Below are 26831 nucleotides of genomic sequence, written 5' to 3'. Positions count from 1 at the left end.
CGCGTGACCACCCGCACGGGTGTCCCGGACCTCACTGAGTCCCATATCACACACGTCTACGAGCGGCCCTCACCCACGTTCCCGGCGCGTCGTGAGCGGGCGGCAGGCCAGGCCCCGCCTGCCGTGCAGGCCGCGCGCCGGCACCGCGCACCCCCTCCGTACGACCCCGTGGCCCCTACAGCCTGTGACCCGTATCACCGCTCCGTTGTGATCTGCGATTTAGGGACCCACGTCCCTCGGCGATAACCTGCGAGACGGACATGCCGCGTCCACGGTCACCGTGTGCGCCTCCCTTGTGACAGTGCAGTCACGTTGCCCTTCGCGGCACGCCCACGCAGACAACGAACCGCGATCATCAGAAAAGGGACGGACGCGCGTGGACCTGTTCGAGTACCAGGCGAGGGACCTCTTCGCCAAGCACGGTGTACCGGTGCTGGCCGGTGAAGTCATCGACACGCCTGAGGCGGCGCGCGAGGCCACCGAGCGTCTTGGCGGCAAGTCCGTCGTCAAGGCGCAGGTGAAGGTCGGTGGCCGCGGCAAGGCCGGCGGCGTGAAGCTGGCGGCGAACCCGGACGAGGCCGTCGCCCGTGCGACGGACATCCTCGGGATGGACATCAAGGGCCACACGGTCCACAAGGTGATGATCGCCGAGCTGTCCCCGGAGATCGAGGCGGAGTACTACGTCTCGTACCTCCTCGACCGCACCAACCGCACCTTCCTCGCGATGGCGTCGGTGCAGGGCGGCATGGACATCGAGGAGGTCGCGGAGAAGACCCCCGAGGCCCTCGCGAAGGTCCCGGTCAACGCCGTGGACGGCGTCGACATCGAGAAGGCCCGCGAGATCGTGGCCCTGGCGAAGTTCCCGGCCGACGTGGCCGAGGGTGTCGCCGAGGCCCTGGTCACCCTGTGGAAGACCTTCGTCGCCGAGGACGCGCTCCTCGTCGAGGTCAACCCGCTGGTGAAGACCAAGGACGGCCGCATCCTGGCGCTGGACGGCAAGGTGTCTCTCGACGAGAACGCCGACTTCCGTCAGCCCGACCACGAGGCGCTCGAGGACAAGGCCGCAGCCAACCCGCTCGAGGCTGCCGCCAAGGCCAAGAACCTCAACTACGTCAAGCTCGAGGGCGAGGTCGGCATCATCGGTAACGGTGCCGGTCTGGTCATGTCGACCCTGGACGTCGTCGCGTACGCCGGTGAGAACCACGGTGGCGTGAAGCCGGCCAACTTCCTCGACATCGGTGGCGGCGCCTCCGCCGAGGTCATGGCGAACGGCCTGGAGATCATCCTGGGCGACCCGGACGTCAAGTCCGTGTTCGTCAACGTCTTCGGTGGCATCACCGCCTGTGACGAGGTCGCCAACGGCATCGTCCAGGCCCTGGAGCTCCTCGCCTCCAAGGGCGAAGAGGTCACCAAGCCGCTGGTCGTGCGCCTCGACGGCAACAACGCGGAGCTGGGTCGCAAGATCCTGTCGGACGCGAACCACCCGCTCGTGCAGCGCGTGGACACCATGGACGGCGCGGCCGACAAGGCCGCCGAGCTCGCGGCTGCGAAGTAAGGGACGAGGTCAGAACACCATGGCTATCTTCCTGACCAAGGACAGCAAGGTCATCGTCCAGGGCATGACCGGTGCCACGGGCATGAAGCACACCAAGCTCATGCTGGGTGACGGCACCAACATCGTCGGTGGCGTGAACCCGCGCAAGGCCGGCACGACCGTCGACTTCGACGGCACCGAGGTCCCGGTCTTCGGCTCCGTCGCCGAGGCGATGAAGGAGACCGGCGCCAACGTCTCGGTCCTCTTCGTCCCGCCGGCGTTCGCGAAGGCCGCCGTGGTCGAGGCGATCGACGCCGAGATCCCGCTGGCCGTCGTCATCACCGAGGGCATCGCGGTCCACGACTCCGCCGCCTTCTGGGCGTACGCGCAGGCGAAGGGCAACAAGACCCGCATCATCGGCCCGAACTGCCCCGGTCTCATCACCCCGGGCCAGTCCAACGCCGGCATCATCCCGGGCGACATCACGAAGCCGGGCCGCATCGGCCTGGTCTCGAAGTCCGGCACGCTGACGTACCAGATGATGTACGAGCTCCGTGACATCGGCTTCTCGTCCGCCGTCGGCATCGGTGGCGACCCGGTCATCGGCACCACGCACATCGACGCCCTCGCGGCGTTCGAGGCGGACCCCGACACCGACCTGATCGTCATGATCGGTGAGATCGGCGGCGACGCCGAGGAGCGTGCGGCCGACTTCATCAAGGCCAACGTCACCAAGCCGGTCGTCGGCTACGTCGCGGGCTTCACCGCGCCCGAGGGCAAGACCATGGGCCACGCCGGCGCCATCGTCTCCGGCTCCTCCGGCACCGCCCAGGCGAAGAAGGAGGCCCTCGAGGCCGCCGGCGTCAAGGTCGGCAAGACGCCGACCGAGACGGCCAAGCTGGCGCGCGCCATTCTGGCCGGCTAGCACAGCCTCGCGGGCTGAAGCAGCCGCAAGTGGTCGCGGTCCGCCGCGGCAGTTGTACGAGAGGGCCCCGCCCCCGCCCGGTCACCGGGCGAGGGCGGGGCCCTCTCGTATGCGGCGGCTGCCGGCCGGCGTTACTCGGCGGCCGGGATCAGCCGCTCGGGACCCGGGTTCGGTTCGGAGCGCAGTCTGTCGCGGAGCTCCAGGTCCTCCTGGCGGAGCTTCTGCGGTCCGCCGCGCACCGGGACGCCGTTGACGGTCTCGCCGGGGGCGTTCACGGGGATGTAGTGGGTCGGCGCGGTCGCCGCCGTGAGGCCCGTGACGGTGATGAGGGCCGCCGTCACCCCCAGCACCGCGCGCGTCCACGTCCGCGCCCGGCGCTCGCTGCCGCCCCGGACCGTGCGGGCCGCCGGGAGGGTCGCCGTCGGTGCCTCCGTGACCAGCGCGCCGAGGCGCTCGTGCAGGGTGTCCGGGTCGGCGAGTTCGGGCACCCGCTTAGCGAGGACCGTGCGGGCGTGCAGCAGCCGGTTGGCCGCCGCGGGGGTGCTCGCCTCGGTCTCGGCGGCGGTCTCCGGCAGGTCGAGGCCGAGCCCGTCGTAGAGCAGGACGGTACGGCGGTACGGCGCCGGCAGTTCGAGGAGTGCGGTGAGCAGCGCCCGCCGGCCCGGCTCCGCGGGCGGGGCGTCGGGGTGCTTGTGGGTGCGGCGCAGCCGGTGCCAGGGGGAGAGGGCGTACTCGTAGGCCGTCGCCCGCACCCAGCCCACCGGGTCCGCGTCGCGGGCGACCTCGGGCCAGTGCTCCCAGGCCCGGTGGAAGGCCTGCTCGACGGACTCCCGGGAGAGCCGCCGCCGGCCGGTCAGCAGATACGTCTGGTGGACGAGGCCGGGCGCCGCGTGCGCGTACAGCGCGTCGAACGCCTCCTCGGGGGTGAGCCCCGGTACGGCGGGGGGACCGAGGGGCGTCTCCTCTGCGACCCGCGGGGCCTCGGCCGCGACCGGTTTCAGCCGTTCCTGCGGCATCGGGGCGCCCTTGCGGGCCGGGCCCGCGGCGATGGCCGGCGACGGGGAGGGGGCCTTCGGCGGCTTGGCGGCCCGCTTGGCCGCGGCCTTGGGCCGGACGTTCGCCGTGGGGGCGGGTGCCTGCGCCTGTGCTTTCGCCGGGGTCTGCGGCCGTACGGGTGACGGTGGCGCGGCCCATGGCGGCTCCGCGGGCCTCTCCGGAGCGGGCGAAGAGACCGACGGGGAGGCGGCCGACGGCGAAGCGGCCGACGGTGAGGCGGCCGACGGGGAGGCGGCCGAGTCCGCAGAGCTCGGAGCGTCGCCCGGCCCCTCGCCCGGCCCGTACGCGCCGAGCAGCTTCGCGTACGCCTCGCGCTTGCGGCCCCGTGGTGCCGAACGCCCGGTCTCCCATGCCTTGACCGTGGCCTTCGTGACGCCCATGGCCTCGGCGACCTGCTCCTCGCTCAGGGCGAGGGCCTCACGCAACCTGCGCCGCTCCTTCGGGGTCGGCAGGGTGACGGCGGATGCGGAATCCGCGGTGCTCCGGCTCATCGGCGTCGACCTCCCGCAGAGCTGCTGTGGGCGGAAAAGTACATAAACGTATCTTGAGCGACACAACGGAGGTTTGCCTGTTACGCGGCAAAAGCGCGTGTCGTTGGGAGCATGGCCCCGTGACCCATGTGACCGAGCACCCCCTGGTCCGGGGCGGCCGTTCCGCAGCGCTCGCCACCGCCTGCGTCCGGGGCGGGGTCGCCGCCGGACTGGGACTCGGCGCCCTCGCGGTCCTGGTGGTCGCCGGCTGGATCAGCTCCCCGTACCCCGACAGCGGCCCCGGCGGCGCCCTGCACCTGGCCGCCGGGCTCTGGCTGCTCGCGCACGGCGTGGACCTCGTCCGCACGGACACCCTGTCCGGGCTCCCCGCGCCCCTCGGCATCGTGCCGATGCTCCTGACCGTCCTGCCCGTCTGGCTCGTCCACCGCGCCGCCCGCGACACCCTCGACGCGGCCGACGGCGGTGACCGGCGGCCCCCGTCCGCGGGCGCCGCGGTCGGCGCCGTGGCCGGCGGATACCTCCTGGTCGCCGCCGCGGTCGTGGTCTACGGCGAGAGCGGCCCGCTGCCCGTCGAGCCGCTCAGCGCCGGGCTCTGGCTGCCCGCCGTCGTGGTGGGCGCGGCCGGGGCGGGCGCCTGGACGGCGTTCGGACGCCCCCTCCCCGAGCAGCGCCAGGCGGCCGCCGCCCTGCGGGCGGCCGGGCTCGGGCTCGCCACCCTGCTCGGCGGCGGCGCGGTCGTCGCGGCGGTCTCGCTGGCCTGGCACGCCGGCGAGGCGCAGGCCGCGTACGCGGGCCTCACGGGGGAGTGGTCGGGGCGGGTGGCGGTGCTGCTGCTGGTCCTCGCGCTGCTGCCGAACATGGCCGTCTGGGGAGCCGCGTACGGGCTGGGGCCTGGCTTCACCCTCGGCACGGGCGCGTTCGCGACGCCGCTGGGCCTCGTCGGCGACCCGGCCGCGCCGCCGTTCCCGCTGCTGGCCGCGCTGCCCGACGACGGGCGTGGCGGCTGGCTGCACGGGGCGGCCGCGGCGGTCCCGCTCGCCGCCGTGTTGCTCCAGGGCGGCCGGGTGGGCCGCTCGGCGCGGACCTGGACGGCCCGGGACACGGCGCTGACGGCGCTGGGCGCGGCCTGGGGCTGCGGTGCGGTGGTCGCCCTGCTCTCGGCCGCGGCGGGTGGCCCGCTCGGCACGGCCCGGCTGGCCGCCTTCGGCCCGGTGTGGTGGCAGACGGGGGCGGCGACGGTTTTGTGGGGCGCTTGCGTCGGGGTGCCGATGGCCCTGGGGGTACGGGCCTGGGGGCGGCGCGTCCCGCGCCCGAAGCGCCAGCCGGCGTCGGTGGAGGCTCCGGTGGCGGCGGTGCGGGCGGCGACCGCACCCGCGGGGCCCGAGGCCGGCCGCGTACCCGCCGCCGGTTCCGTACCCCCGTCCCTCCCGCCCGTCCCGTCCGCCCCGGAGGGGCCGGAGGGCGAGAAGGCCCCACCGGGCACGCCTCCGGCGGCTCCCGGCGGGAAGACGGCCGGGGCGAAGGCGCCCGTCGCCGGCCTCGGGCTCGACGACGACCCGCCGTACGGCGCCTACGACGGCTACGACCCGTACGGCGACTCCGCCTTCGAGCCCTACGACTACCTCCCGGCGGCCTGGGAACCCGGCGCGCCCCCGCCCCCGCCTGCGGCGCCGTCGGCCTAGGGGCCCGTCCGCCGTGCTACTCCCGGACCCCGAAGCCCGCGCGCAGCGGCTTGGGCAGGAGGTCGTTGCAGGCCAGCTGGCCGGCGTGGGTGAGGGCGTCGTCACGGCACTCGTAGAAGTCGCGGTAGACGAGCTGCATCGTGAAGCCCACGGCGACGATCATCAGGGCCACGCTCGCCGCGACCAGACCGCTGATCGCGGCCGTCCGCATCGAGCGGAGCGGGGCCGCCGTGGCGCCCTGCCCCGAAGGCCGGCCGACGGGCTGCCCCGCGGCCTGTCGCGAGGGGTGGGACGCCGCCCCGGCCGCCGACTGTGATGTCGGCGACAGCTCGCCGGCCGGCTTCGGCTTGGCGCGCAGCGAGCTGATCCCCCAGTAGACGCCGAGGGCGCCGAGCAGCAGCGCCAGTTCCGGGATCTCGAAGATGGCGAAGAAGAAGGCCCACATGCCGGCGAGGATCGCGTACCGCGCGCGGCGCTGCGCCGGGTCCGTCGGGTCCCAGCGGAGCCCCCGTCCCCCGCCCTGGCCGGGCCCACCCTGTCCGGGTCCGCCCTCCGGTCCGCCCTGGCCGCCGCCCTGGCGCTCGGGCCCACGGCCGAAGCCGTCGTCCGAGCGGCCCGGCTGGCGCGGGCTCCAGCGGCCGTCCGACGGCCCCGACGACCCGGAGCCTTCGGACGATTCGTCGTCCGGGCTGTCGGCGCCGTCCGGTCGCCGCGGCTGCCACGGCTGATCCGGCCGGCCCTCGGGCGGCGGAGCGAAGGGGTTGTTGTCGTCCGTGGACTGGCGTTCCGGCATCTGCTGAACGTCTTCCCTCTGTCGTCACGACCACGGCCGCACCCGTGGTCTCCGCTGCTGTCTCGTCCGCCGCCGTTCGTGTGCGCGACCGGTGCTGGTCGGGTGCGCGTCCGGCGTCGGACCTTGACGCTACCGCCCTGCTCCGCCCCCGTCCCGTGGGGGCCGTCCGGTGTGCCGGTATCGTTGCTGACGGTCGAGCCATTCGTAGGGTTCCCCGTATCGAGCGGCACGATTCGTTCGTACGACCGTACAAACACCACGGAAAGAGTGACCCAGTGGCTGCCGCCCGCCTCGTCGTCCTGGTCTCCGGTTCCGGTACCAACCTGCAGGCCCTCCTCGACGGCATCGCCGCGGACCCCGAGGGCTACGGCGCGGAGATCGTCGCCGTCGGCGCCGACCGCGACGGCATCGCGGGTCTGGAGCGCGCCGAGCGCGCCGGACTGCCGACCTTCGTCTGCCGGGTCAAGGACCACGCCACCCGCGAGGAGTGGGACCGCGCCCTCACCGTGGCCACCGCCGCGTACGAGCCGGATCTCGTCGTCTCGGCCGGCTTCATGAAGATCGTCGGCAAGGAGTTCCTCGCCCGCTTCGGCGGCCGGGTCGTCAACACCCACCCGGCTCTGCTGCCCAGTTTTCCCGGTGCCCACGGGGTGCGTGACGCCCTCGCCTACGGCGCGAAGGTCACCGGGTGCACCGTCCACTTCGTCGACGACGGTGTCGACACCGGCCCGATCATCGCCCAGGGCGTGGTCGAGGTGCGGGACGAGGACGATGAAGCCGCTCTGCACGAGCGCATCAAGGAAGTCGAGCGCTCACTGCTCGTCGACGTCGTGGGGCGCCTCGCCCGGCACGGCTACCGCATTGAGGGACGAAAGGTTCATGTCGGTGAACACGGACACCGTTAAGCCCATCCGCCGCGCGCTGGTCAGCGTCTACGACAAGACGGGGCTCGAAGAGCTGGCCCGCGGTCTGCACGAGGCCGGTGTCGAGCTCGTCTCCACCGGCTCCACGGCCGGGAAGATCGCCGCCGCCGGTGTGCCGGTCACCAAGGTCGAGGAGCTGACCGGCTTCCCCGAGTGCCTGGACGGCCGCGTCAAGACCCTCCACCCGCGCGTGCACGCCGGCATCCTCGCCGACCTGCGCCTGGAGTCGCACCGCGAGCAGCTCGCCGAGCTCGGCGTGGAGCCCTTCGACCTGGTCGTCGCGAACCTCTACCCGTTCAAGGAGACCGTCGCCTCCGGCGCCACTCCCGACGAGTGCGTCGAGCAGATCGACATCGGCGGCCCGTCGATGGTGCGCGCCGCGGCCAAGAACCACCCGTCCGTGGCGATCGTCACCAGCCCCGAGCGGTACGCCGACGTCCTCGCGGCCGTCCAGGCCGGCGGCTTCGACCTGACCGCCCGCAAGCGGCTCGCGGCCGAGGCCTTCCAGCACACCGCCGCGTACGACGTGGCCGTCGCCTCCTGGTTCGCCGCCGACTACGCGGCCGCCGACGAGTCGGGCTTCCCCGACTTCCTGGGCGCCACGTACGAGCGGAACAACGTCCTGCGGTACGGCGAGAACCCGCACCAGGGCGCCGCGCTGTACGTCGACGGCACGGGCGGCCTCGCCGAGGCCGAGCAGCTGCACGGCAAGGAGATGTCGTACAACAACTACACGGACACCGACGCCGCGCGCCGGGCCGCGTACGACCACACCGAGCCCTGCGTCGCGATCATCAAGCACGCCAACCCGTGCGGCATCGCGATCGGCGCCGACGTCGCCGAGGCCCACCGCAAGGCGCACGCCTGCGACCCGCTGTCCGCGTTCGGCGGCGTCATCGCCGTCAACCGCCCCGTCTCGGTCGCGATGGCCGAGCAGGTCGCGGAGATCTTCACCGAGGTCATCGTCGCCCCGGCGTACGAGGACGGGGCCGTCGAGGTCCTCGCCAAGAAGAAGAACATCCGGGTGCTCAGGGCGGACGGCGCCCCGGGCAACCCGGTCGAGGTCAAGCCGATCGACGGCGGCGCGCTCCTCCAGGTCACCGACCGCCTCCAGGCCGAGGGCGACGACCCGGCGAACTGGACCCTGGCGACCGGTGAGGCCCTGTCCGCGGAGGAGCTCGCCGAGCTCGCCTTCGCCTGGAAGGCCTGCCGCGCGGTCAAGTCCAACGCGATCCTGCTCTCCAAGGACGGCGCCTCGGTCGGCGTCGGCATGGGCCAGGTCAACCGCGTCGACTCCGCGAAGCTCGCGGTCGAGCGGGCCGGCGAGGAGCGGGCGCGCGGCTCCTACGCCGCCTCGGACGCCTTCTTCCCCTTCCCGGACGGCCTGGAGATCCTCACCGCGGCCGGCGTGAAGGCGGTCGTGCAGCCGGGCGGTTCGATGCGGGACGAGCTGGTGGTCGAGGCCGCGAAGAAGGCCGGCGTGACGATGTACTTCACGGGGACGCGTCACTTCTTCCACTGATCGGTACGCACGTCTTCCCCTGATCGGTGCGCACGGGGCCGGGTGAACCGGTCCGTATGAGAGGCGGGCGGCCCGCCGGGACCTGTCCCGGCGGGCCGCCCCTCTTCGTGCCCGGGACCGCTCCGTGATCGATCCGCCGATCGAGTGGACTCTGGTCTAATGGGTTGCTCTTTTGTCGACCACTGGTAGTGGGGGCGTGGTGTTGGACGTACAGAACAGGTCCGCCGAGGATGCCGACACCGGCACTCGGGGCGCCACCGGCACCGAGTCGCCGGACGGCCTCGCGCCGGCCCCGCTCCGCCCGTACCTGATCCTCGCGGGCGTCCTGTGCGGCCTGTACTTCCTGTACTCCTGGGTGCAGTACGCGCACTTCCGCACCCCGTCCTGGGACCTCGGGATCTTCGGGCAGTCCGTCCGGGCGTACGCCGAGTTCCGGGCCCCCGTCGTCGACATCAAGGGCCCCGGCTTCCACATACTCGGCGACCACTTCAGCCCCGTCACGGCGCTCCTCGCGCCGCTGTACTGGGTCTGGTCCTCGCCGGCCTCCCTGCTCTTCGCCCAGGCCGCGCTCTTCGCCCTCGGCGCCGTCGTCGTCGGCCGCACCACCCAGCAGATCCTCGGCAGCCGGGCCGCCGGCATCGGCCTCGCCCTCGCGTACGGGCTCTCCTGGGGGCTCCAGGAAGCCGTCAAGTCCGACTTCCACGAGATCGCCTTCGCCGTCCCCGTGCTCGCCCTCACCTGCCGGGCCCTGCTCCTCGGGCGCTGGACCGCGGCCGCCGCCTGGGCCGCACCGCTCGTCCTCGTCAAGGAGGACATGGGCCTGACGGTCTCGATGGTCGGCGTGGTCCTCTTCCTTAAGGGGCAGAAGCGACTCGGCGCGGCGCTGGCCGGCTTCGGGGCGGCGGCGTTCGCGCTGACCGTCCTCGTCCTGATCCCGGCGGCGAGCCGGGTCGGCGAGTACGACTACTGGTCGAAGATCGAGAAGACCGGACAGGGCACCGAGACCTCCTTCGGGCAGGTCATCGGCGACGCGCTCACCTCGGGCGAGCGCTGGGAGATGGTGGTCTTCCTGCTCGCGATCACCGGCTTCCTCGCCCTGCGCTCCCCGCTGGTCCTGCTCGTGCTGCCCACGCTCGGCTGGCGCTTCCTCTCCCAGGACCCCAACCACTGGGGCATGCACTGGCACTACAGCGCCATCCTCATGCCGGTGGTCTTCCTGGCCCTGGTGGACGGCGTCCGCTCGGTGCGCACCTCCCCGCGCGCGTGGCTCGCCTCGTACGGGAAGGTCGCCGTCCCGGTGGCGACGGCGGTCGCGCTGGTGCTCGCCGCGAACCTGCCGCTGCGGGAGCTCACGAAGCCGGAGACGTACCGGACGGACGTCCGGGTCGAGCAGGCGCGGGCGGCGGTCGACGCGGTGCCGGAGGGCGCGAGCGTGGAGGCGGACGTCTCGCTCCTCGCCCACCTCACGGCGGACCACCGGGTCTACTGGGTCGGCACGTCGAAGGGCGCCACCCCGGACTATCTCGCCTTCGACCTGCGCGGCTGGTCGCAGCAGGTCACGGACCCCGAGCAGCTGGCTTCGCAACTGCATCCGGAGGCGCGGTACGAGATCACCCACCGCTCGGACGGCTTCGCGGTCCTCAAGCGGGTCTGACGCGCCGGACACGGCTGGGGCCCGGTTCCAGAAATACGGAACCGGGCCCCAGTCGTGTGTGGATCAGTACTGCTGCTTGTTGCGGTTGAACCAGGCCGAGCCGTCCGACTTCGCCACGAAGACGATGATCAGGACGCCGAGGACGAGGCTCACGATGCCGAGCGGCAGCGAGAAGACGCTGAACAGCACCGTGAACGAGGCGTAGACGATGGTGCCGATCCGGACGCCGCTGGCGCCGGACTTGAACTTGGCGGCGAGCACCATGCCGAGGGCGCCGATGATCAGCGAGAAGATGCCGAGGCCGATCAGGATGCCCTGGCCGAGGTCGCCGAAGGCCGCGGCGTCGGCGGACGAGGCGCCCGACTTCTCCAGCTCGCCGTCGATCGCGAAGGACATGCCGATCATGGCGAGGCCGCCGAGGACGTTGAACGCGCCGAGGATCCACATCATCACGCGCGCGGCCTTCACCCCACCGGGCATCTCCATGGCCACGCCCGGGTAGCCGCCCCCGCCGTACGGGGAGACCGGCGGAGCCGCCGGGTAGCCGTAGCCCTGCTGCGGCGGCACGCCCTGGGGCGCCTGCGGGTAGCCGTAACCGGGCTGCTGGCCCTGGCCCTGGCCCTGCGGCTGGCCGTACGGGTTGTTCGGGTCACCGAAGCTCATCGCGGGTTTCCTCCGTGAATTTCTCTGTGCGGGGACGACGCGGCCCGCGCGGAGGACTTTTCACGGGATGTGAGCGGATTCCCCCCGGCACTTTCCGCGGTACTTCGCCGATCATCGTGGTCGCTTGGTCGACTTTTTGTCCAGTCGATACGCATCCGAGTTGTGCAAGTGCAACCCGTCGCTCCGTGTGACCGGCCGCCCGGCACGAGCGAATTGGAACAAGGCGGGGTTCATCCGGGAGGATGTCTCCATGAGCGCCCAGATTCTCGATGGCAAGGCCACCGCAGCCGCGATCAAGTCCGATCTGACCGTCCGTGTGGCGGCCCTCAAGGAGCAGGGCATCACACCCGGACTCGGCACCGTCCTGGTCGGCGACGACCCGGCGAGCCACAAGTACGTCGCCGGCAAGCACCGCGACTGCGCGCAGGTCGGCCTCGCCTCGATCCAGCGCACGCTGCCCGCCACCGCCACCCAGGAGGAGATCGAGGCGGTCGTACGGGAGCTCAACGAGGACCCGGCGTGCACGGGCTACATCGTGCAGCTCCCGCTCCCCAAGGGCATCGACGAGAACCGCATCCTGGAGCTGATGGACCCGGCCAAGGACGCCGACGGTCTGCACCCCACCAACCTCGGCCGGCTCGTCCTCAACGAGCCCGCCCCGCTGCCCTGCACGCCGAACGGCGTCATCACGCTGCTCCGCGCGCACGGCGTGGAGATCAACGGCGCGGAGGTCGTGGTCGTCGGCCGCGGTGTCACCATCGGCCGCCCGATGCCGCTCATCCTCACCCGCCGCTCCGAGAACGCGACCGTGACCCAGTGCCACACCGGCACCCGGGACCTGTCGGCGCACCTGCGGAACGCCGACATCATCGTCGCGGCGGCCGGCGTGCCGCACCTGATCAAGCCCGAGGACGTGAAGCCGGGCGCGGCCGTCCTCGACGTCGGCGTCTCCCGCAACGGCGAGGGCAAGATCGTCGGCGACGTGGACCCGGGCGTCTCCGAGGTGGCCGGCTGGATCTCCCCGAACCCCGGCGGCGTCGGCCCGATGACCCGCGCCCAGCTCCTCGTCAACGTCGTCGAGGCCGCCGAGCGCGCGGCCGCGGCGCTCTGACGTGACCCCCGGGACCCCGGGCACAGCCGGGAACCCGGACGGGGCTGCCGACGGTCCGTCCAAGAACGGGAGCGCGGCGGCCCCGGGCTCCGGCGCCTCGGGTCCGCGTGCCTCGGGCTCCGGCGCCTCGGCCGGGGGCGCTTCGGTCGGGGGTGCCTCGACCGGGGCTGCGCCGACCGGGGCCACGGTCTGGAAGCGGCCCGCGCCCAGCCTCACCACCGACACCGCGCGGCCCGAGGGCGGCGGCCGGGCGGCCCCCAGTGACGCCCCGGCGCCCGCCCGGCAGTGGCCGCTGCTCACCGTGCTCGGTCTCGCCGGGCTCGGCCTGCTCGTGGTCGGGACGGACGCCTTCTCGTGGTCGTTCCGCATCGGCACGATGCTGGTCGGCGCGGCGCTCCTCGTGGGGGCCGTGCTGCGCCGGGTGCTGCCCTCGGTGGGCATGCTCGCCGTACGGTCCCGCTTCACGGACATGATCACGTACGGGGTCATGGGTGGCCTGATCGTGCTGCTCGCGCTCATGGTGCAGCCGAAGCCCTGGCTCAAGATCCCGTTCCTGGAGGACATCCTCCATCTGACGGTCACCTGACGGTCGCCCGACGTCCGGACGACCCGGACGGCAGGTGGCGCGACGCCCGCCCTCTCCCCCGTGGGAGGGCGGGCGCCGCTGCGATCAAGGGTCATGTACGTGCCAAGGTCGGTTCAAGGCCCGATGGGTCGCTGTGGCACGGAAGTGACCATTCCGGTACCTCGGCTGCGCATCCGGGGCGCGCATCGCCCACGGACCTGCCATCCTTCGGTGGAGCAGGGGAGACGCGGGAGGCACGGGACAAGGGGGACCGCCATGCCTGGCTGGAAGGCGCTGCCGGAGGAAGTCGATCCGGATGTCCGCGCGTTCACGGAGCGGCTCCGTCGCCTCATCGACCGCAGCGGCCTCGGCGTCACGGCCGTCGCCGAGCGCACCGGGCACGAACGGTCCGCGTGGGACACGTATCTGAACGCCCGTCGGTCCGTACCCCGGAGCGCCGTCGTGGCACTCGCCGAGGTGACCGGAAGCGACCCGGCGGCCCTCGCGACCGACTGGGAGCGCGCGGAGCGCGCCTGGGCCCGCACCGCCGCGCCGCTCGGGGACGGGGGCGGGGGCGGGGGCGGCGAGCGTCGACCCGAGCCCGAGCCCGAGGACGGTGACGGCGGCTTCCGCGACGGTCCGGCGGGTGACGACCACACCATGGAGATCCGACGCCTGGACCGGCCCCGGCCCCGCCCGGCGGCCCCGCGCACGGCCTCCGGCGGACCGGCCTCCGGTGGATCGGGCGGTCTGGCCTCAGGCGGTCCGGCCTCGGGCGGTCCGGCCCCCGGCGGTTCGGCCTCGGGCGGTCCGGGCGGTCTGGCCTCGGGTGCCGCCGCCCTCGGTGCCCCCGTCCGAGCCCCCGCCCCCGGCGCCCCCGCCCCCGACGCGCCTCCCGCGCGCACCCCCGACTCCCGCCGCGGCAAGGTCCTGCTCGCCGTCACCGGCGTCGTCGGCGCGCTGCTCGTCGTCACCGCCGCCCTGCTCCTCGTGGACCTCGGCGGTTCCGAGGGCCCGGGCGAGGGCGACAAGGCGGCCGCCCCGCCCGTCACCACCGCCCCGCCCACCACCCAGCGCACCAGCCTGCCCCCGGGCGTGCGGTGCGCGGGACCCGACTGCACCGGGCAGGACCCGGAGGCCATGGGCTGCGGCGGCCCCCTCGCCACCACCGTCGCCCGCGCCGTCGTCGGCTCCGCGCAGGTCGAGGTCCGCTACAGCGAGACCTGCGGGGCGGCCTGGGCCCGGCTCACCGGCGGCGCGCCCCGGGACACGGTGACGATCCGCGCCGGGGACGCCGAGCGGCGTGCGACCGTCGCCGCCGGCACCGACACGGTGGCGAAGGAGACCGACGCGTACACGCCGATGGTGGCCGTCGGCTCCGCCGAGGGCGCGCGGGCCTGCGGGCAGCTCGCCGACGGCAGTGAGGGCTGTACCGCCGGCCCGTGAACGCGGGCGCGGACGGGTGACCGCGGCCGCGCGGAAGGGCGGCAGTGAGCCGGACCACAAGGGGGCGGGGATTCACCGGGGCCCGGGTCGGATAGCCTGACCGCTGGATATCTCTTCATGTCGAGACACCGATCGATCAAGAGAGCTATCCCGCACCAGGGGCAGGGACCCCCACCGCCAGCTGTCTTACGGAGATCGCCATGACCCGCACTCCCGTGAATGTCACCGTGACCGGCGCGGCCGGCCAGATCGGCTACGCGCTGCTCTTCCGCATCGCCTCCGGCCACCTGCTCGGCGCGGACGTGCCGGTCAAGCTGCGCCTCCTCGAGATCCCGCAGGGCGTGAAGGCCGCCGAGGGCACCGCCATGGAGCTCGACGACTGCGCCTTCCCGCTGCTCAAGGGCATCGACATCTTCGACGACCCGAACAAGGGCTTCGAGGGTGCCAACATCGGCCTGCTCGTGGGCGCCCGCCCGCGCGGTCCGGGCATGGAGCGCGGCGACCTGCTCGCCGCCAACGGCGGCATCTTCAAGCCGCAGGGCCAGGCCATCAACGCCCACGCCGCGGACGACATCAAGATCCTCGTCGTCGGCAACCCGGCCAACACCAACGCCCTCATCGCGCAGCAGTCCGCCCCGGACGTGCCGGCCGAGCGCTTCACCGCCATGACCCGCCTGGACCACAACCGCGCGCTGACGCAGCTGGCGAAGAAGACCGGCGCCTCGGTCACGGACATCAAGCGCCTCACCATCTGGGGCAACCACTCCGCGACCCAGTACCCGGACATCTTCCACGCGGAGATCGCCGGCAAGAACGCCGCCGAGATCGTCGACGACGAGGCGTGGCTGGCCGACACCTTCATCCCGACCGTCGCCAAGCGCGGCGCCGCGATCATCGACGCCCGTGGTGCGTCCTCCGCCGCCTCGGCCGCGAACGCCGCCATCGACCACGTGCACACCTGGGTCAACGGCACCGCCGCGGGCGACTGGACCTCCATGGGCATCCCGTCGGACGGCTCGTACGGCGTCCCGGAGGGTCTCATCTCCTCCTTCCCCGTCACCACGAAGGACGGCAAGTACGAGATCGTCCAGGGCCTGGAGATCAACGACTTCTCGCGCGGGCGCATCGACGCCTCGGTGAAGGAGCTCTCCGAGGAGCACGACGCGGTCCGCGAGCTCGGCCTCATCTGAGTCCTGGCTCCACGCGCCCGGCGCCCCCGAACCGTACGACCGACCGTACGGCGCGGGGGCGCCGTTTCTCATGCTCCGGAAAGGCCCCAAGTCGGCCGTAGGCTGGGGTGGTCGAGCACTGGGGCATCGGCGGCATCGGAGGAATCGTGACCGGGACCGGGAACACGGCGGGCGGCATCCACGTCACCAACGCCGGGGGCAACGTCACCATCGGCGACCACAACACCGTCACCAGTACGGGTCACGGGGCCCCGGCCACACGTGACCCGCAGCAGGAGGAACTGCTCCAGGCCATCCGCCGGCTCCGCGCCGACCTCGGCGGGGTCGTCCCCACGGAGCAGACGGCCGCACTGGAGGGCGAACTCTCCGAGGCCGAGGCCGAGATCGAGAACACGGGCCGCGCGGACGCGGGCCGGCTCACCCGGGTGCGCCGCGCCCTCACGGACGCGGGTGCCGTGACCGGGATCCTCGCCTCGGGCGTGGCCGTCGGACAGGCGGCAGGCGCGCTGCTCGGCGGCTGAGCCGCGCCGGGCCGGGGTGCGTGGGATGCCACGCGCGCGGGGCTGGGACGCGCCGGGTCGGGACGAGCGGTTCCGTGCGGGACCGAGGCCGTACGGTGGGCCGCCCGGGGTGTCAGTGGTGCCTCAACCCGCCCTGTTCTCGCGGAGTTTCGCCGCCCGCGCCGCCAGGTCGTCCCGCGCGCGCAGGAGCAGGCCGTCGCCGAAGGTGATCCGGGTCGCGCCGAGCCGGCCCAGCTCGGCGAAGGACGGGCCGCCGTCCGGGGCGGCCAGCGCGTTGAGCGGGAGGCCGCCGAGGGCGGTGCGCAGGGCCGGGAGGTCCGCGGCCGGTGCGGCGATCGGGTAGACGCAGTCCGCGCCCGCCTCCGCGTAGAGGCGGGCGCGGGCGATGGCCTCCTCCAGCGGTTCGGACGTCCCGCGGATGTACGCGTCCACGCGCGCGTTGACGAGGAGTCCGGGGCCCGCCGCGGCCCGTACCTCAGCCAGCCACTCGGCGTGCGCCCGCGGGTCCTTGAGCCGGCCGCCCGGCCCGGTGTCCTCCAGATTCACGCCGACGGCCCCCGACTCCCGTACGCGCTCCACCAGTTCGGGCGCCGGCAGCCCGTAGCCGCCCTCCAGGTCCGCCGTCACGGGCACGGAGACGGCCCGGACGATCCGGGTCACGGCGGCGAACATCTCCGCCACCGGGGTCGCCCCGTCCTCGTACCCGAGGGAGGCGGCGATCCCGGCGCTCGGCGTCGCGAGCGCGGGGAACCCCGCCGCCTCGAAGGCGCGGGCGCTCACCGCGTCCCACGGGCCGGGCAGCACCAGCGGGTCGCCGGCCGCCCGGTCCCGGTGGAGGGCGTGCAGGACCCGGGCCGCCGGGCCCCAGGGCCCGTCCCCGCTCCCGGCTCCGGACCCGCCCCCTGCCGTGCTCATGCGCTGCGCGGGGTGTAGTGGCCGGGCGTCATCCGGGTGGTGACGCCGATCCGGTTCCACGCGTTGATGACGACGATCGCGCTGATGACGCGGGCGAGTTCGGTCTCGTCGAACTGCTCGGCGGCGCGGGCGTACACCTCGTCGGGGACGAAGCCGTCGGTGAGGACGGTCACGGACTCGGTCAGCGCGAGGGCGGCGAGCTCCCGCTCGGTGTAGAAGTGCCGGGACTCCTCCCAGGCGGAGAGCTGCACGATCCGCTCGACGGTCTCGCCCTCGGCCAGCGCGTCCTTGGAGTGCATGTCGATGCAGAAGCCGCAGTGGTTGATCTGCGAGGCCCGGATCTTGATCAGGTGGTACAGGGTCGGGTCGATGTCCTTCGCCGCCGCCGTCTCCAGACGCAGCATGGCCCGGTAGAACTCGGGGACGCGCTCGGCGAGGGGGAGGCGCGGGGCGTGCTCGTGGGCGTACTCGGTCGGGGCGGTGGTGCCGAGGGTGTCCAGGGTGTCGATGGGGTGCGTGTGCGTGGTCATGTCTTCACCGTACGAGCGAGGTGGCTCAGGAGTATGGTCCATTCGCATGGCGAACGAGTGGGCCACTTTCGGGGCTGATCTCCATCTGGAACTGCGCGGTCCGCGGCTGCGGGCCGGACTCATGGACGCGCTCCGCGAGGCGGTGCGCAGCGGGCGCCTGGAGGCGGGCACCCGGCTGCCGTCCTCCCGGTCGCTGGCCGCGGACCTCGGCATGGCCCGCAACACCGTCGCCGACGCCTACGCCGAACTCGTCGCCGAGGGCTGGCTGACGGCCCGGCAGGGCTCCGGCACCCGGGTCGCCCGCCGCGCCCAGCCCCGCCGTCCCGAGCCCGGACGGGCGGAGCCGCGTCGTTCCGATCCGCGCCGCGCCGAGCCCGGGCGGGCGGAGCCCCGTCGTTCCGATCCGCGCCGTCCTGAGCCCCGGCACTCCGAGGCCGGGCCGGGCGCCGGGCCCGCCGCCGCTGCCGCGCGCGCCCTGCCCCGGCCCTCCACGCCCGCGCACAACCTGAAGGCCGGCACCCCCGACCTGGCGTCCTTCCCGCGCGCCGAGTGGCTCAAGGCGTACCGGCGGGCGCTCACCGCCGCCCCCAACGAGGCCTTCGGGTACGGCGATCCGCGCGGCCGGATCGAACTGCGCACCGTCCTCGCCGAGTACCTGGCCCGCGCGCGGGGCGTGTACGCCCGGCCCGAACGGATCGTCGTCTGCGCGGGCTTCGTGCACGGTCTGATGCTCATCGGTCAGGTGCTGCGGAGCCGGGGCGTCCGCGACGTCGCGATCGAGTCGTACGGGCTCGGCCTCCACGCGGGTCTCCTCACCGGCGCGGGCCTCGGCACCCCGGTCCTGCCCTTCGACGGGCGCGGCACCGTGGTCGAGGCGTCCGGGCCCCTCGGCTCGGCCGGAGCCGTCCTGATGACGGCCGCCCACCAGTTCCCGCTGGGCGGCGCCCTCCCCCCGGACCGGCGCGCGGAGGTCGTCGACTGGGCGCGGGCCGCGGGCGGCTTCGTCCTGGAGGACGACTACGACGGGGAGTTCCGGTACGACCGGCAGCCCGTGGGCGCCCTCCAGGGACTCGATCCCGAGCGGGTCGTCTACCTCGGCACCGCGAGCAAGTCCCTCGCCCCTGGGCTGCGCCTCGCGTGGATGGTGCTGCCGGAGAGCCTGGTCGGCGAGGTGGTGGCGGCGAAGGGGGCCGTGGACTGGGTGTCCAGCGCGCCGGACCAGCTGGCGTTCGCGGAGTTCCTGGGCTCGGGGGCGTACGACCGGCACGTACGGGCGATGCGGCTGCGCTACCGGCGGCGCCGCGACCAGCTGGTGGCGGCGGTGGCCGCGCACTCGCCGGAGACGAGGGTCAGCGGGATCGCGGCCGGCCTCCACGCCGTCCTGGCCCTGCCGCCCGGCACGGAGCAGGACGTGCTGCGGGCCGCCGCCTGGAACGGCCTCGCGGTCCAGGGTGTCGACCAGTTCCGCCGCCCGGCGGTGCCGGCGACCCTGGACGGCCTCGTCGTCGGCTACGCGACACCCCCGGACAGCGCCTGGCAGGGCGCCCTCCAGGCCCTGTGCCGGGTGCTGCCCCAGGCGCCGGGGGCAGCTGAGGCAGGCGCCTAGGGGGCGTCCTGCCCCGTGCCGGGGCCAGTGCCTGTGCCTGTGCCCGTCCCCGTGCCGGGGCCAGTGCCTGTGCCCGTCCCCGTGCCGGGGCCAGTGCCTGTGCCCGTCCCCGTGCCGGGGCCAGTGTCCGTGCCTGTGCCCGGCCCCGTCCCTGTGCCGTCCCCGGGGCTCGGCCCCGTCCGGGAGCCCGGTCCCGAGGCCCCGCCGGCCCCCGATCCCGCCGCCCCGGACCCAGCCGCCCCGGACCCCACCGCCCCCGCCTCCACCGGCCGCCCGTTCGCGTCCACCTCCGGTGGTTCGCCGAAGCGCGCCAGGGTCAGGGAGCCCGCCACCGCGATCGCGAAGCCGGTGACCGCGAGCCAGCCGAGGCCCTCACGGGTGGTGTCGCCGAGCCAGGCCACCCCGATGATCGCGGGGCCGACCGTCTCGCCGAGCACCGCGCCCGCCGTCGCCGTCGTCACCGAGCCGCGCTGGAGCGCCGAGGTCAGCAGGACGAACGCGGCCCCGCCGCCCACCAGGAGCGCGTACCAGACCGGATCGGCGAAGTCGACGCCGTCGATCAGCCGGACCGCCACCTCCACCACCCCGAAGCCGAAGCCCGCCCCCAGGCCGAGGACGAGGGCGCGGGGCTTCGCCGGCAGCCGCCCGCCCACGACGCCCAGCAGCAGCACCCCGAAGGCGCTCGCGAGCAGCGCCCAGGGCAGCCACTCGGGGCCGTCCTGGTGGCCCTCCTTGCCGGAGGCGAGGGCCAGTAGCGCGAGCCCCGCGCAGACCACGCCCACCGCCGTCCATTCCACCCGGCTGAGCCGCACCCGCAGCACCCGGGAGGCGATGACCGCCGTGACCGCCAGGCTCGCGGCGAGGGCGGCGCCGACCACGTAGATCGGCAGGGTCCGCAGGGCCACGATCTGCAGGACGAACCCGAGGCCGTCCATGCAGAGGCCCGCGATGTACCGCCACTGCCGCAGCACCCGCCACATCAGCGCGATGTCGACTCCGCCACCGGTTCCCGGTGTCGTGGCGCGGGCCCCCATCGCCTGGAGAACGGAGGCCGCGCCGAAGCAGACGGACGAGGCGAGCGCGCAAATCATCCCGAGTAGCACGAAACGACTCTAGGCGCTGCGGCTGGAATTGACCGGCCTACACTGTGCGGTCGCGACTGCGAAGGGGAGGGCCAGGGACATGCGGAGGCTGAGGTCGAGCACGGTGGTGCTCGGCGGGATGGGTGTGCTCGCGGCGACGATCACCGCGTGCGGCTCCGACCCGGACAAGCGGTGCGTGGACCCGGTGACCCGGGAGACACTGCCCAGCTACGAGTGCGAGAGCGGCGGCGGCAGCGACGACGACGACAACGGCAGCGGCACCCACCGGGGCTCGTACTACTACGGCGGCTCCATACGCGACAACCGCGTGAGCGGTGGCAGCTTCGACATGAAGGCCGTCGACACCGGCGGCTTCGGCTGCTCCGGTTCCGGCGGCGGCTGAGAGAGGTCCGGCACATGCGACGGCACACCATCGAGCCCCGGCCGGGCTGGCAGGAGACGGTGGAGGAGCAGGGGCTCGTCTACCCGCTGACCCGCTACCCGGACGGTTCGCTGCGTCCGTACTGGGACGAGAGCGCGTACTACTCCTTCAGCCTGCCCGAGGTCGAGGCCCTCGAGGAGGTCGTCGAGGAGCTGCACGCGATGTGCCTCGCGGCGGCCGCGCACATCGTCGAGCGGGACCGGTTCGCCGAGCTGGGGATCACCGATCCGAAGCTCGCGTCCCTGGTCGCCGAGTCCTGGCGACGGCGGGCCGAACTGCCGTCCCTCTACGGGCGGTTCGACCTGCGCTACGACGGCACCGGACCGGCCAAGATGCTGGAGTACAACGCCGACACCCCCACCTCGCTCGTGGAGGCGGCGAGCCCGCAGTGGTTCTGGATGGAGGAGCGCTTCCCCGGGGCCGACCAGTGGAACTCCCTCCACGAACGGCTCGTCGACGCATGGCGCAAGCAGGCCCCGCTGCTGCCGCCCGGCCCTCTCCACTTCGTGCACTCGGACGGCGACGAGCTCGGCGAGGACCTGATGACGGTCGCGTATCTGCGCGAGACCGCCCAGCAGGCCGGGCTGGAGACCGAGGCCCTCTCGGTCGAACGGATCGGCTGGGACCGGCTCTCGCGCCGCTTCGTGGACGACCGGCTCCGCTTCATCCGCAGCTGTTTCAAGCTCTACCCGTGGGAGTGGCTGACCACCGACCGCTTCGGCCGGCACGTCCTGGACACCCTCGACAACGGCGGCGGCACGGGCACCACCTGCTGGATCGAGCCCGCCTGGAAGATGCTGCTCTCCAACAAGGCGCTTCTGGCGATCCTGTGGGAGCTGTACCCGGGCCACCCCCATCTGCTGCCCGCCTACCTCGACGGACCGCGTGAACTCGCCACGACCGCCGGCTGGGTCGCCAAGCCGCTGCTCGGTCGCGAGGGAGCGGGCGTCACCCTGCACGAGGCCGGCACGGAGGCGTTCGTACGGGACGGGGAACCCTGCTGCTACCAGGAGCTGGCCCCGCTGCCCGACTTCGACGGCAACCGGGTGGTGCTCGGCGCGTGGGTCGTCGAGGACGAGGCGGCGGGACTCGGCATCCGGGAGTCGGCGAGCCTCGTCACCGACGAGTACGCCCGCTTCCTGCCGCACGTGATCCTGTAGGGCCTGCCCCTCCGGCCGCTCCCGCTACTCGGGGACGTACTCCCTGAGCGGCGCCGGCCTCAGGCCCGCGGCCTCGGCCGCCGCCAGGGCCCGCGTCAGATCCTGCTCCAGGGTCTCGTTGAAGTGCAGGAGGATGATGTCGCCGGCCTTGAGCGTCGGCGCCGGCGGGGTCCACTGGCCCCAGGTGGTGAGGTCGTACGTCCACGTCACCAGCGCCTTCGCCCCGCAGGCGCGGGCCGCGGTCCGGGTGGTCGCGTCGTACACGCCGTACGGCGGGCGGAGCAGCCGCGGGCCGTCGCCGAACTGCGCGAGGTGCTGGTCGCGCGCCCCGCAGAGCTCCGCCTTCTGGCCGGCGGCGTCGAGGGTGGTCAGGTCCGGGTGGTTGACCGTGTGGTTCTCGACGCGCGAGGGGCCCTGGTTCAGCAGGGTGTGGAAGTAGCCGGAGTCGTACGAGTAGGCGCCGGGCAGCAGGAAGAGCGAGGCGGGCACCCGGCGGTCGAGCAGCAGCTTCGCCGCGGCGGGGTCGTGGAACCAGCCGTCGTCGATGGTGATGAAGACGACCGGGTCGGTGGTCTCGATGTGCGAGACCACCGGGACGGGCTCGGGCCAGGCCGCCCTCGGGGCGGCGTGCGCGGGTCCGGTGACCGCGCCGAGGAGCGCGAGGGGGACGACGGCGGCGAGCGCGGCACGCACGGCGTGACGCAGGCGGAGTCTCGGCATGGCGGCATCATTGGCCTAGACCAACTGCCGTGTCAATGGCACGAGTTGCCCCGTCCCGGCCCGCGGCCACCGTCCCCTCGAACGGACTCCGTCACTCCTCCGACAGCACACCCCTCAACTGCTCAAGACCCCAGTCCAGGTCCTCCTTCGAGATCACCAGCGGCGGTGCGATCCGGATGGTCGACCCGTGGGTGTCCTTCACCAGGACACCCCGCTCCATCAGCTTCTCCGAGATCTCCCGGCCCGTGCCGTGCGACGGCGCGATGTCCACCCCGGCCCACAGCCCGCGACCGCGCACCGCCTCCACCGCCCCACCGCCCACGAGCAGCCCCAGCTCCGCGTGCAGGTGCTCGCCCAGCTCCGCCGCCCGCTCCTGGTACTCGCCCGTCCGCAGCATCGCGATCACTTCGAGGGCCACCGCGCAGGCCAGCGGGTTCCCGCCGAACGTCGACCCGTGCTCACCCGGCCGGAACACCCCGAGCACCTCCCGGTCGGCGACCACCGCCGACACCGGCACCACCCCGCCGCCCAGCGCCTTCCCCAGGATGTACACATCGGGCACCACGCCCTCGTGCTCGCAGGCGAACGTCCGGCCCGTCCGGCCCAGACCCGACTGGATCTCGTCCGCCATGAACAGCACGTTCCGCCGGCGGGTCAGCTCCCGCACCCCCGCCAGATAGCCCGCCGGCGGGACCAGGACCCCCGCCTCGCCCTGGATCGGTTCGAGCAGCACCGCCACCGTGTTCTCGGTGACCGCCGCCTCCATCGCCGTCAGGTCCCCGTACGGCACGATCTCGAACCCCGGCGTGTACGGACCGAAGTGGTCCCGCGCCTCGTGGTCCGTGGAGAAGCTGACGATCGTCGTCGTCCTGCCGTGGAAGTTGTTCGCCGCCACCACGATCTTCGCGTGCCCGTCCGGCACGCCCTTCACCTCGTACCCCCACTTCCGGGCGGTCTTCACGGCGGTCTCGACCGCCTCCGCGCCGGTGTTCATCGGCAGCACCGCCTCCTTCCCGCACAGCTCGGCGAGCCGGGTGCAGAACTCGGCGAACCGGTCGTGGTGGAAGGCGCGCGACGTCAGCGTCACCCGCTCCAGCTGGGCCTTCGCCGCGTCGATCAGACGCCGGTTGCCGTGCCCGAAGTTGAGCGCCGAGTAACCGGCGAGCATGTCGAGATAGCGGCGCCCCTCGACATCGGTCATCCAGGCGCCGTCCGCCGAGGCGACGACGACCGGCAGGGGGTGGTAGTTGTGAGCGCTGTGCGCCTCCGCCGAAGCGATCGCGTCTTGTGTGCTCGACACGGGATCTCCGTTCGTCCTGCGGCTCGGGGGGTGACCCCGACGAGGGGGTGTGGCCCCTGTTTCTATCGTCGCTCGGATACCGGACCGGGAAACCTCGCGCGCGGCGCGCCCGCTACTCTGAAAACACGCACGGCGACTGGCGCGCGGGGAAGCGACCCCGGGGGAGCCGTGCGCGGCAGACCACACGAGACGCCGCCCGCCTGGGCGTCACGGGACCGAAGTCCCGCGTGGCGCCGCGCCTCTCACGCAGTGCCCCGGGACCCACCGACGCCCGGAGGACACCACCATGACCACGCCCCAGCACCCGCACACCCACCCCGCGCTCGCCGCCGCCGACCCCGAGCTCGCCGCCCTCGTCGGCGCCGAGGAACGCCTCCAGGCCGAGACCCTGCGCCTCATCCCCAGCGAGAACTACGTCTCCGCCGCCGTCCTCGAAGCCTCCGGCACCGTCCTCCAGAACAAGTACAGCGAGGGCTACCCCGGCCGCCGCTACTACGAGGGCCAGCAGAACATCGACCAGGTCGAGACCCTCGCCGTCGAGCGCGCCAAGGCCGTCTTCGGCGTCGACCACGCCAACGTCCAGCCCTACTCCGGCTCCCCGGCCAACCTCGCCGTCTACCTCGCCTTCGCCGAGCCCGGCGACACCGTCATGGGCATGGCCCTGCCCATGGGCGGCCACCTCACCCACGGCTGGGGCGTCTCGGCCACCGGCACCTGGTTCCGCGGCGTCCAGTACGGCGTCCGCCAGGACACGGGCCTGATCGACTTCGACGAGGTCCGCGAGCTCGCCCTCAAGGAGCGGCCCAAGATGATCTTCTGCGGCGGCACCGCGCTGCCCCGCACGATCGACTTCGCCGCCTTCGGCGAGATCGCCCGCGAGGCCGGTGCCGTGCTCGTCGCCGACGTCGCCCACATCGCCGGCCTGATCGCGGGCGGCGCCCACCCGTCCCCGGTCCCGCACGTGGACGTCATCTCCACCACCACCCACAAGACCCTGCGCGGCCCGCGCGGCGCCATGCTGATGTCCCGTGAGGAGCACGCCAAGGCACTCGACAAGGCCGTCTTCCCCGGCCTCCAGGGCGGCCCGCACAACCAGACCACCGCCGCCATCGCCGTCGCCCTCCGCGAGGCGTCCCTGCCCTCCTTCCGCGACTACGCCCACGCCGTCGTCGCCAACGCCAAGGCCCTCGCCGAGGCCCTCCTCGCCCGCGGCTTCGACCTCGTCTCCGGCGGCACCGACAACCACCTGATCCTCATGGACCTCACCCCCAAGCAGGTCCCGGGCAAGATCGCCGCGAAGGCCCTCGACCGGGCGGGCATCGTCGTCAACTACAACACCGTCCCCTACGACCCCCGGAAGCCGTTCGACCCCTCCGGCATCCGCATCGGCACCCCCTCCCTCACCTCCCGCGGCCTCACCACGGAGCACATGGACCAGGTCGCCGACTGGATCGACCGCGGTGTCGCGGCCGCCGGCGCGGGTGACGAGCAGGCCCTCGCCACCGTCCGCGCGGAGGTGGCCGACCTGCTGACCGCGTTCCCGGCCCCGGGCCTGCCGGTCTGACCCGCGCGGCGGGCCCCGCCCGTCAGCCGCCGACCGACTCCGCCGCCCGCCGGGCCGCCTCACGGTCCGGTATGCCCTCCAGGCGGAAGGTGAGCGCGCCCCCGTTCCTCGTCCAGAGGAGCGTGGGGCCCGCCGTGCGGACCTCATGCGTCCAGGCCGTGCCCGTCCCGTCGGTCATCGGGAACGTCAGCAGATGCGGGGCCGCGAACCAGTAACCCTGCGCGCCGTCCGGGAGATCGACCCACTCCGGCTGCGTCCGCACCTGCTTGGCGAAGCCGATGTCCAACCGGGCCGGGAACTCGTCCAGCCGGACCGTCCGCTCCCCGTCGCGCCAGCACAGACTGATCACCGCTCGGCCCCGCTCGGCCGACCCCGTCACCGCGATCGCGTCCGGCGCGCCGAGCGCCCTCGGTATCAGCGGCTCGAAGCCCGCGAGCCGCCCGGCCTCCGCCGGCGGCACCGGCTCCGGGCACCCCGGCACCGGACCACCGGCCGGGACGTGCCGCCCGTCCGGGTCGTACCGCACGGCGACCCCGCCGAAGCCGAACCACTCCGCCACCGCCGCCCGCACCGGCGGCGTGAGCACCAGGACGATCAGCACCCCGGTCAGGCCCGCCACCAGCGCCCGCCACCGCGCCCGCGCCCAGCCCCGTACCGACGCCCACCCGTCCCGTCGACGGCGGACCGGAACCGGTGTGGGCACCTGCTCGGCGAGGAGCTGGGCGAGCACCCGCTCGGCCATCGACTCCCCGTCCACGTCCGGCACCCGCAGCCGCCGTCCCAGCTCCCTCAGCTCGTCCGGCAGACCTTCGTCAGCCACGCCCCTCACCTCCCTCCGGTCCTTCCGTCAGGCTCTCCCCGAGCACCAGGCCCAGCTTCTTCAGTGCCCGGCTCAGCCGGGACTTCACCGTCCCCCTCGGCCAGCCGAGCGCCTGCGCCGTCTCCGTCTCGTCCAGTTCGAGGAGGTAGCGGTGGATCACCACCTGCCGGTGGTCCTCGCCCAGTCCGTCGAGCGCGTCGAGCAGCCGTCTGCTCCGCTCCCGCTCCACCGCCGCGACCGCCGGGTCGGCCGACTCCGGTATCCGCGGCTCACCCCCGAGCAGGTCCGCCTCCCGGTCGGCGACGGCCCGCTGCCGACCCGCCGACCGCACTGTGTTCCTGGTCTCATTGACGACGATCCGCAGCAGCCACGGCCGGAACGGCGAGCCCTCCTGGAAACGCCCGAGCGAGCGGTACGCCTTGAAGAAGGCCTGCTGCACCACGTCCTCGGCCTCCGCGCCCGCGCCGCACGCCACCGCGGCTCTCAGCGCGACCGCCGTGTACGCGCGGACCAGCGCCGCGTACGCCTCCGGCTCCCCGGCGCGTACCCGTGCGATCACCGCGGCCTCGTCGTCGACCAGGCCCCCCTCCCGCGTCCTCACACTCTTGATACACCG

General features: G+C 73.5%; 24 protein-coding genes, 1 pseudogene and 1 riboswitch. Of the genes and pseudogenes, 15 read left to right on the top strand and 10 right to left on the bottom strand.

Translation table 11 applies throughout. The features are described 5' to 3' along the window. Window positions 1-376 precede the first annotated feature (376 nt). A complete protein-coding gene (gene sucC, locus ACIP84_RS26890) occupies window positions 377-1555 on the top strand; it encodes an ADP-forming succinate--CoA ligase subunit beta (protein ID WP_033210588.1) in 1179 nt (392 codons plus the stop codon). A gap of 19 nt (window positions 1556-1574) precedes the next feature. Continuing rightward, a complete protein-coding gene (gene sucD / locus ACIP84_RS26885; protein ID WP_015035673.1) occupies window positions 1575-2459 on the top strand; it encodes a succinate--CoA ligase subunit alpha in 885 nt (294 codons plus the stop codon). 131 nt (window positions 2460-2590) lie between these two features. On the opposite strand, the gene ACIP84_RS26880 is transcribed toward sucD, so the two are convergent. Continuing rightward, window positions 2591-4006: a sigma factor-like helix-turn-helix DNA-binding protein gene (locus ACIP84_RS26880; RefSeq protein ID WP_401800965.1), complete on the bottom strand. Its 1416-nt coding sequence runs from the start codon at window positions 4004-4006 to the stop codon at window positions 2591-2593. A gap of 119 nt (window positions 4007-4125) precedes the next feature. On the opposite strand from ACIP84_RS26880, the gene ACIP84_RS26875 reads away from it, so the two are divergent. Continuing rightward, window positions 4126-5688 carry a DUF6350 family protein gene (locus tag ACIP84_RS26875; RefSeq protein ID WP_401800962.1) on the top strand — a complete coding sequence of 521 codons (1563 nt, stop codon included), beginning with the start codon at window positions 4126-4128 and terminating at the stop codon, window positions 5686-5688. Between the two features lie 16 nt (window positions 5689-5704). On the opposite strand, the gene ACIP84_RS26870 is transcribed toward ACIP84_RS26875, so the two are convergent. Next, a complete protein-coding gene (locus ACIP84_RS26870; RefSeq protein WP_401800959.1) occupies window positions 5705-6481 on the bottom strand; it encodes a hypothetical protein in 777 nt (258 codons plus the stop codon). 275 nt (window positions 6482-6756) lie between these two features. On the opposite strand from ACIP84_RS26870, the gene purN reads away from it, so the two are divergent. The 3 genes from purN (at window position 6757) to ACIP84_RS26855 (ending at window position 10580) form a co-directional block, all read left to right on the top strand. After that, a complete protein-coding gene (purN, locus tag ACIP84_RS26865; RefSeq protein WP_355968191.1) occupies window positions 6757-7386 on the top strand; it encodes a phosphoribosylglycinamide formyltransferase in 630 nt (209 codons plus the stop codon). Beyond that, window positions 7361-8926, top strand: a complete 1566-nt coding sequence (gene purH, locus ACIP84_RS26860) for a bifunctional phosphoribosylaminoimidazolecarboxamide formyltransferase/IMP cyclohydrolase (RefSeq protein WP_401800956.1) — start codon at window positions 7361-7363, stop codon at window positions 8924-8926. The genes purN and purH overlap by 26 nt, the downstream gene beginning before the upstream one ends. Window positions 8927-9125: 199 nt before the next feature. Then, entirely contained in the window at window positions 9126-10580 is a 1455-nt protein-coding gene (locus tag ACIP84_RS26855; protein WP_401801132.1) for a DUF2079 domain-containing protein, read from the top strand. 63 nt (window positions 10581-10643) lie between these two features. On the opposite strand, the gene ACIP84_RS26850 is transcribed toward ACIP84_RS26855, so the two are convergent. Then, window positions 10644-11243, bottom strand: a complete 600-nt coding sequence (locus ACIP84_RS26850; protein WP_355966270.1) for a hypothetical protein — start codon at window positions 11241-11243, stop codon at window positions 10644-10646. A 250-nt stretch (window positions 11244-11493) separates the two neighbouring features. Here ACIP84_RS26850 and ACIP84_RS26845 point away from each other — a divergent pair, with 250 nt between their 5' ends. The 5 genes from ACIP84_RS26845 to ACIP84_RS26825 all read left to right on the top strand — a co-directional run bounded on the left by ACIP84_RS26845 (window position 11494) and on the right by ACIP84_RS26825 (window position 16076). Beyond that, complete coding sequence (locus ACIP84_RS26845) at window positions 11494-12354, top strand: bifunctional methylenetetrahydrofolate dehydrogenase/methenyltetrahydrofolate cyclohydrolase (protein WP_187623434.1); 861 nt, start codon at window positions 11494-11496, stop codon at window positions 12352-12354. A gap of 1 nt (window position 12355) precedes the next feature. Next, window positions 12356-12940, top strand: coding sequence for a DUF3017 domain-containing protein (locus ACIP84_RS26840; protein WP_401800952.1), 585 nt, complete (start codon window positions 12356-12358; stop codon window positions 12938-12940). Window positions 12941-13195: 255 nt separating this feature from the next. Next, window positions 13196-14365 carry a DUF2690 domain-containing protein gene (locus ACIP84_RS26835; RefSeq protein ID WP_401800949.1) on the top strand — a complete coding sequence of 390 codons (1170 nt, stop codon included), beginning with the start codon at window positions 13196-13198 and terminating at the stop codon, window positions 14363-14365. A 200-nt stretch (window positions 14366-14565) separates the two neighbouring features. Continuing rightward, window positions 14566-15555 carry a malate dehydrogenase gene (locus tag ACIP84_RS26830; protein ID WP_401800947.1) on the top strand — a complete coding sequence of 330 codons (990 nt, stop codon included), beginning with the start codon at window positions 14566-14568 and terminating at the stop codon, window positions 15553-15555. Between the two features lie 146 nt (window positions 15556-15701). Beyond that, window positions 15702-16076: a hypothetical protein gene (locus tag ACIP84_RS26825; RefSeq protein ID WP_355966281.1), complete on the top strand. Its 375-nt coding sequence runs from the start codon at window positions 15702-15704 to the stop codon at window positions 16074-16076. A 123-nt stretch (window positions 16077-16199) separates the two neighbouring features. Here the strand turns inward: ACIP84_RS26825 and ACIP84_RS26820 are convergent, their stop codons facing one another. Beyond that, window positions 16200-16991, bottom strand: coding sequence for an isocitrate lyase/phosphoenolpyruvate mutase family protein (locus ACIP84_RS26820; RefSeq protein WP_401800945.1), 792 nt, complete (start codon window positions 16989-16991; stop codon window positions 16200-16202). Continuing rightward, window positions 16988-17521, bottom strand: a complete 534-nt coding sequence (locus tag ACIP84_RS26815; RefSeq protein WP_401800943.1) for a carboxymuconolactone decarboxylase family protein — start codon at window positions 17519-17521, stop codon at window positions 16988-16990. Before ACIP84_RS26815 ends, ACIP84_RS26820 begins: the two co-directional genes overlap by 4 nt. A gap of 46 nt (window positions 17522-17567) precedes the next feature. On the opposite strand from ACIP84_RS26815, the gene ACIP84_RS26810 reads away from it, so the two are divergent. Further along, window positions 17568-19127: a PLP-dependent aminotransferase family protein gene (locus ACIP84_RS26810; RefSeq protein ID WP_401800941.1), complete on the top strand. Its 1560-nt coding sequence runs from the start codon at window positions 17568-17570 to the stop codon at window positions 19125-19127. 287 nt (window positions 19128-19414) lie between these two features. Here ACIP84_RS26810 and ACIP84_RS26805 read toward each other — a convergent pair. Continuing rightward, window positions 19415-20218: pseudogene (locus tag ACIP84_RS26805) on the bottom strand (hypothetical protein); the annotation flags it as partial. A gap of 91 nt (window positions 20219-20309) precedes the next feature. Here ACIP84_RS26805 and ACIP84_RS26800 point away from each other — a divergent pair. Both ACIP84_RS26800 and ACIP84_RS26795 read left to right on the top strand, forming a co-directional pair. Then, the gene (locus ACIP84_RS26800; RefSeq protein ID WP_401800938.1) at window positions 20310-20612 is read left to right on the top strand and encodes a hypothetical protein; all 303 of its coding nucleotides are present in this window, start codon (window positions 20310-20312) and stop codon (window positions 20610-20612) included. Between the two features lie 14 nt (window positions 20613-20626). Next, window positions 20627-21811, top strand: coding sequence for a glutathionylspermidine synthase family protein (locus ACIP84_RS26795; RefSeq protein WP_355966296.1), 1185 nt, complete (start codon window positions 20627-20629; stop codon window positions 21809-21811). Window positions 21812-21835: 24 nt separating this feature from the next. Here ACIP84_RS26795 and ACIP84_RS26790 read toward each other — a convergent pair whose 3' ends face one another. Then, window positions 21836-22531: a polysaccharide deacetylase family protein gene (locus ACIP84_RS26790; RefSeq protein WP_401800936.1), complete on the bottom strand. Its 696-nt coding sequence runs from the start codon at window positions 22529-22531 to the stop codon at window positions 21836-21838. Between the two features lie 91 nt (window positions 22532-22622). After that, window positions 22623-23831, bottom strand: coding sequence for an ornithine--oxo-acid transaminase (gene rocD, locus ACIP84_RS26785; protein ID WP_187623445.1), 1209 nt, complete (start codon window positions 23829-23831; stop codon window positions 22623-22625). A gap of 122 nt (window positions 23832-23953) precedes the next feature. Then, a riboswitch (ZMP/ZTP riboswitch) is annotated at window positions 23954-24044 on the top strand. A 73-nt stretch (window positions 24045-24117) separates the two neighbouring features. On the opposite strand from rocD, the gene glyA reads away from it, so the two are divergent. Then, window positions 24118-25395: a serine hydroxymethyltransferase gene (glyA, locus tag ACIP84_RS26780; RefSeq protein ID WP_401800933.1), complete on the top strand. Its 1278-nt coding sequence runs from the start codon at window positions 24118-24120 to the stop codon at window positions 25393-25395. Window positions 25396-25417: 22 nt separating this feature from the next. Here the strand turns inward: glyA and ACIP84_RS26775 are convergent, their stop codons facing one another. Together ACIP84_RS26775 and ACIP84_RS26770 are read right to left on the bottom strand one after the other, a co-directional pair. Continuing rightward, window positions 25418-26215 carry a hypothetical protein gene (locus tag ACIP84_RS26775; protein WP_355966304.1) on the bottom strand — a complete coding sequence of 266 codons (798 nt, stop codon included), beginning with the start codon at window positions 26213-26215 and terminating at the stop codon, window positions 25418-25420. After that, window positions 26208-26816: an RNA polymerase sigma factor gene (locus ACIP84_RS26770; RefSeq protein ID WP_355966306.1), complete on the bottom strand. Its 609-nt coding sequence runs from the start codon at window positions 26814-26816 to the stop codon at window positions 26208-26210. The genes ACIP84_RS26775 and ACIP84_RS26770 overlap by 8 nt, the downstream gene beginning before the upstream one ends. Between the last annotated feature and the right edge of the window lie 15 nt (window positions 26817-26831).

The sequence above is a fragment of the Streptomyces sp. NPDC088707 genome (genome assembly GCF_044752725.1).
Classification (GTDB): domain Bacteria; phylum Actinomycetota; class Actinomycetes; order Streptomycetales; family Streptomycetaceae; genus Streptomyces.
The sequence above is the reverse complement of the archived record's forward strand: the minus strand, read 5'-3'. Positions and strand labels throughout refer to the sequence as shown.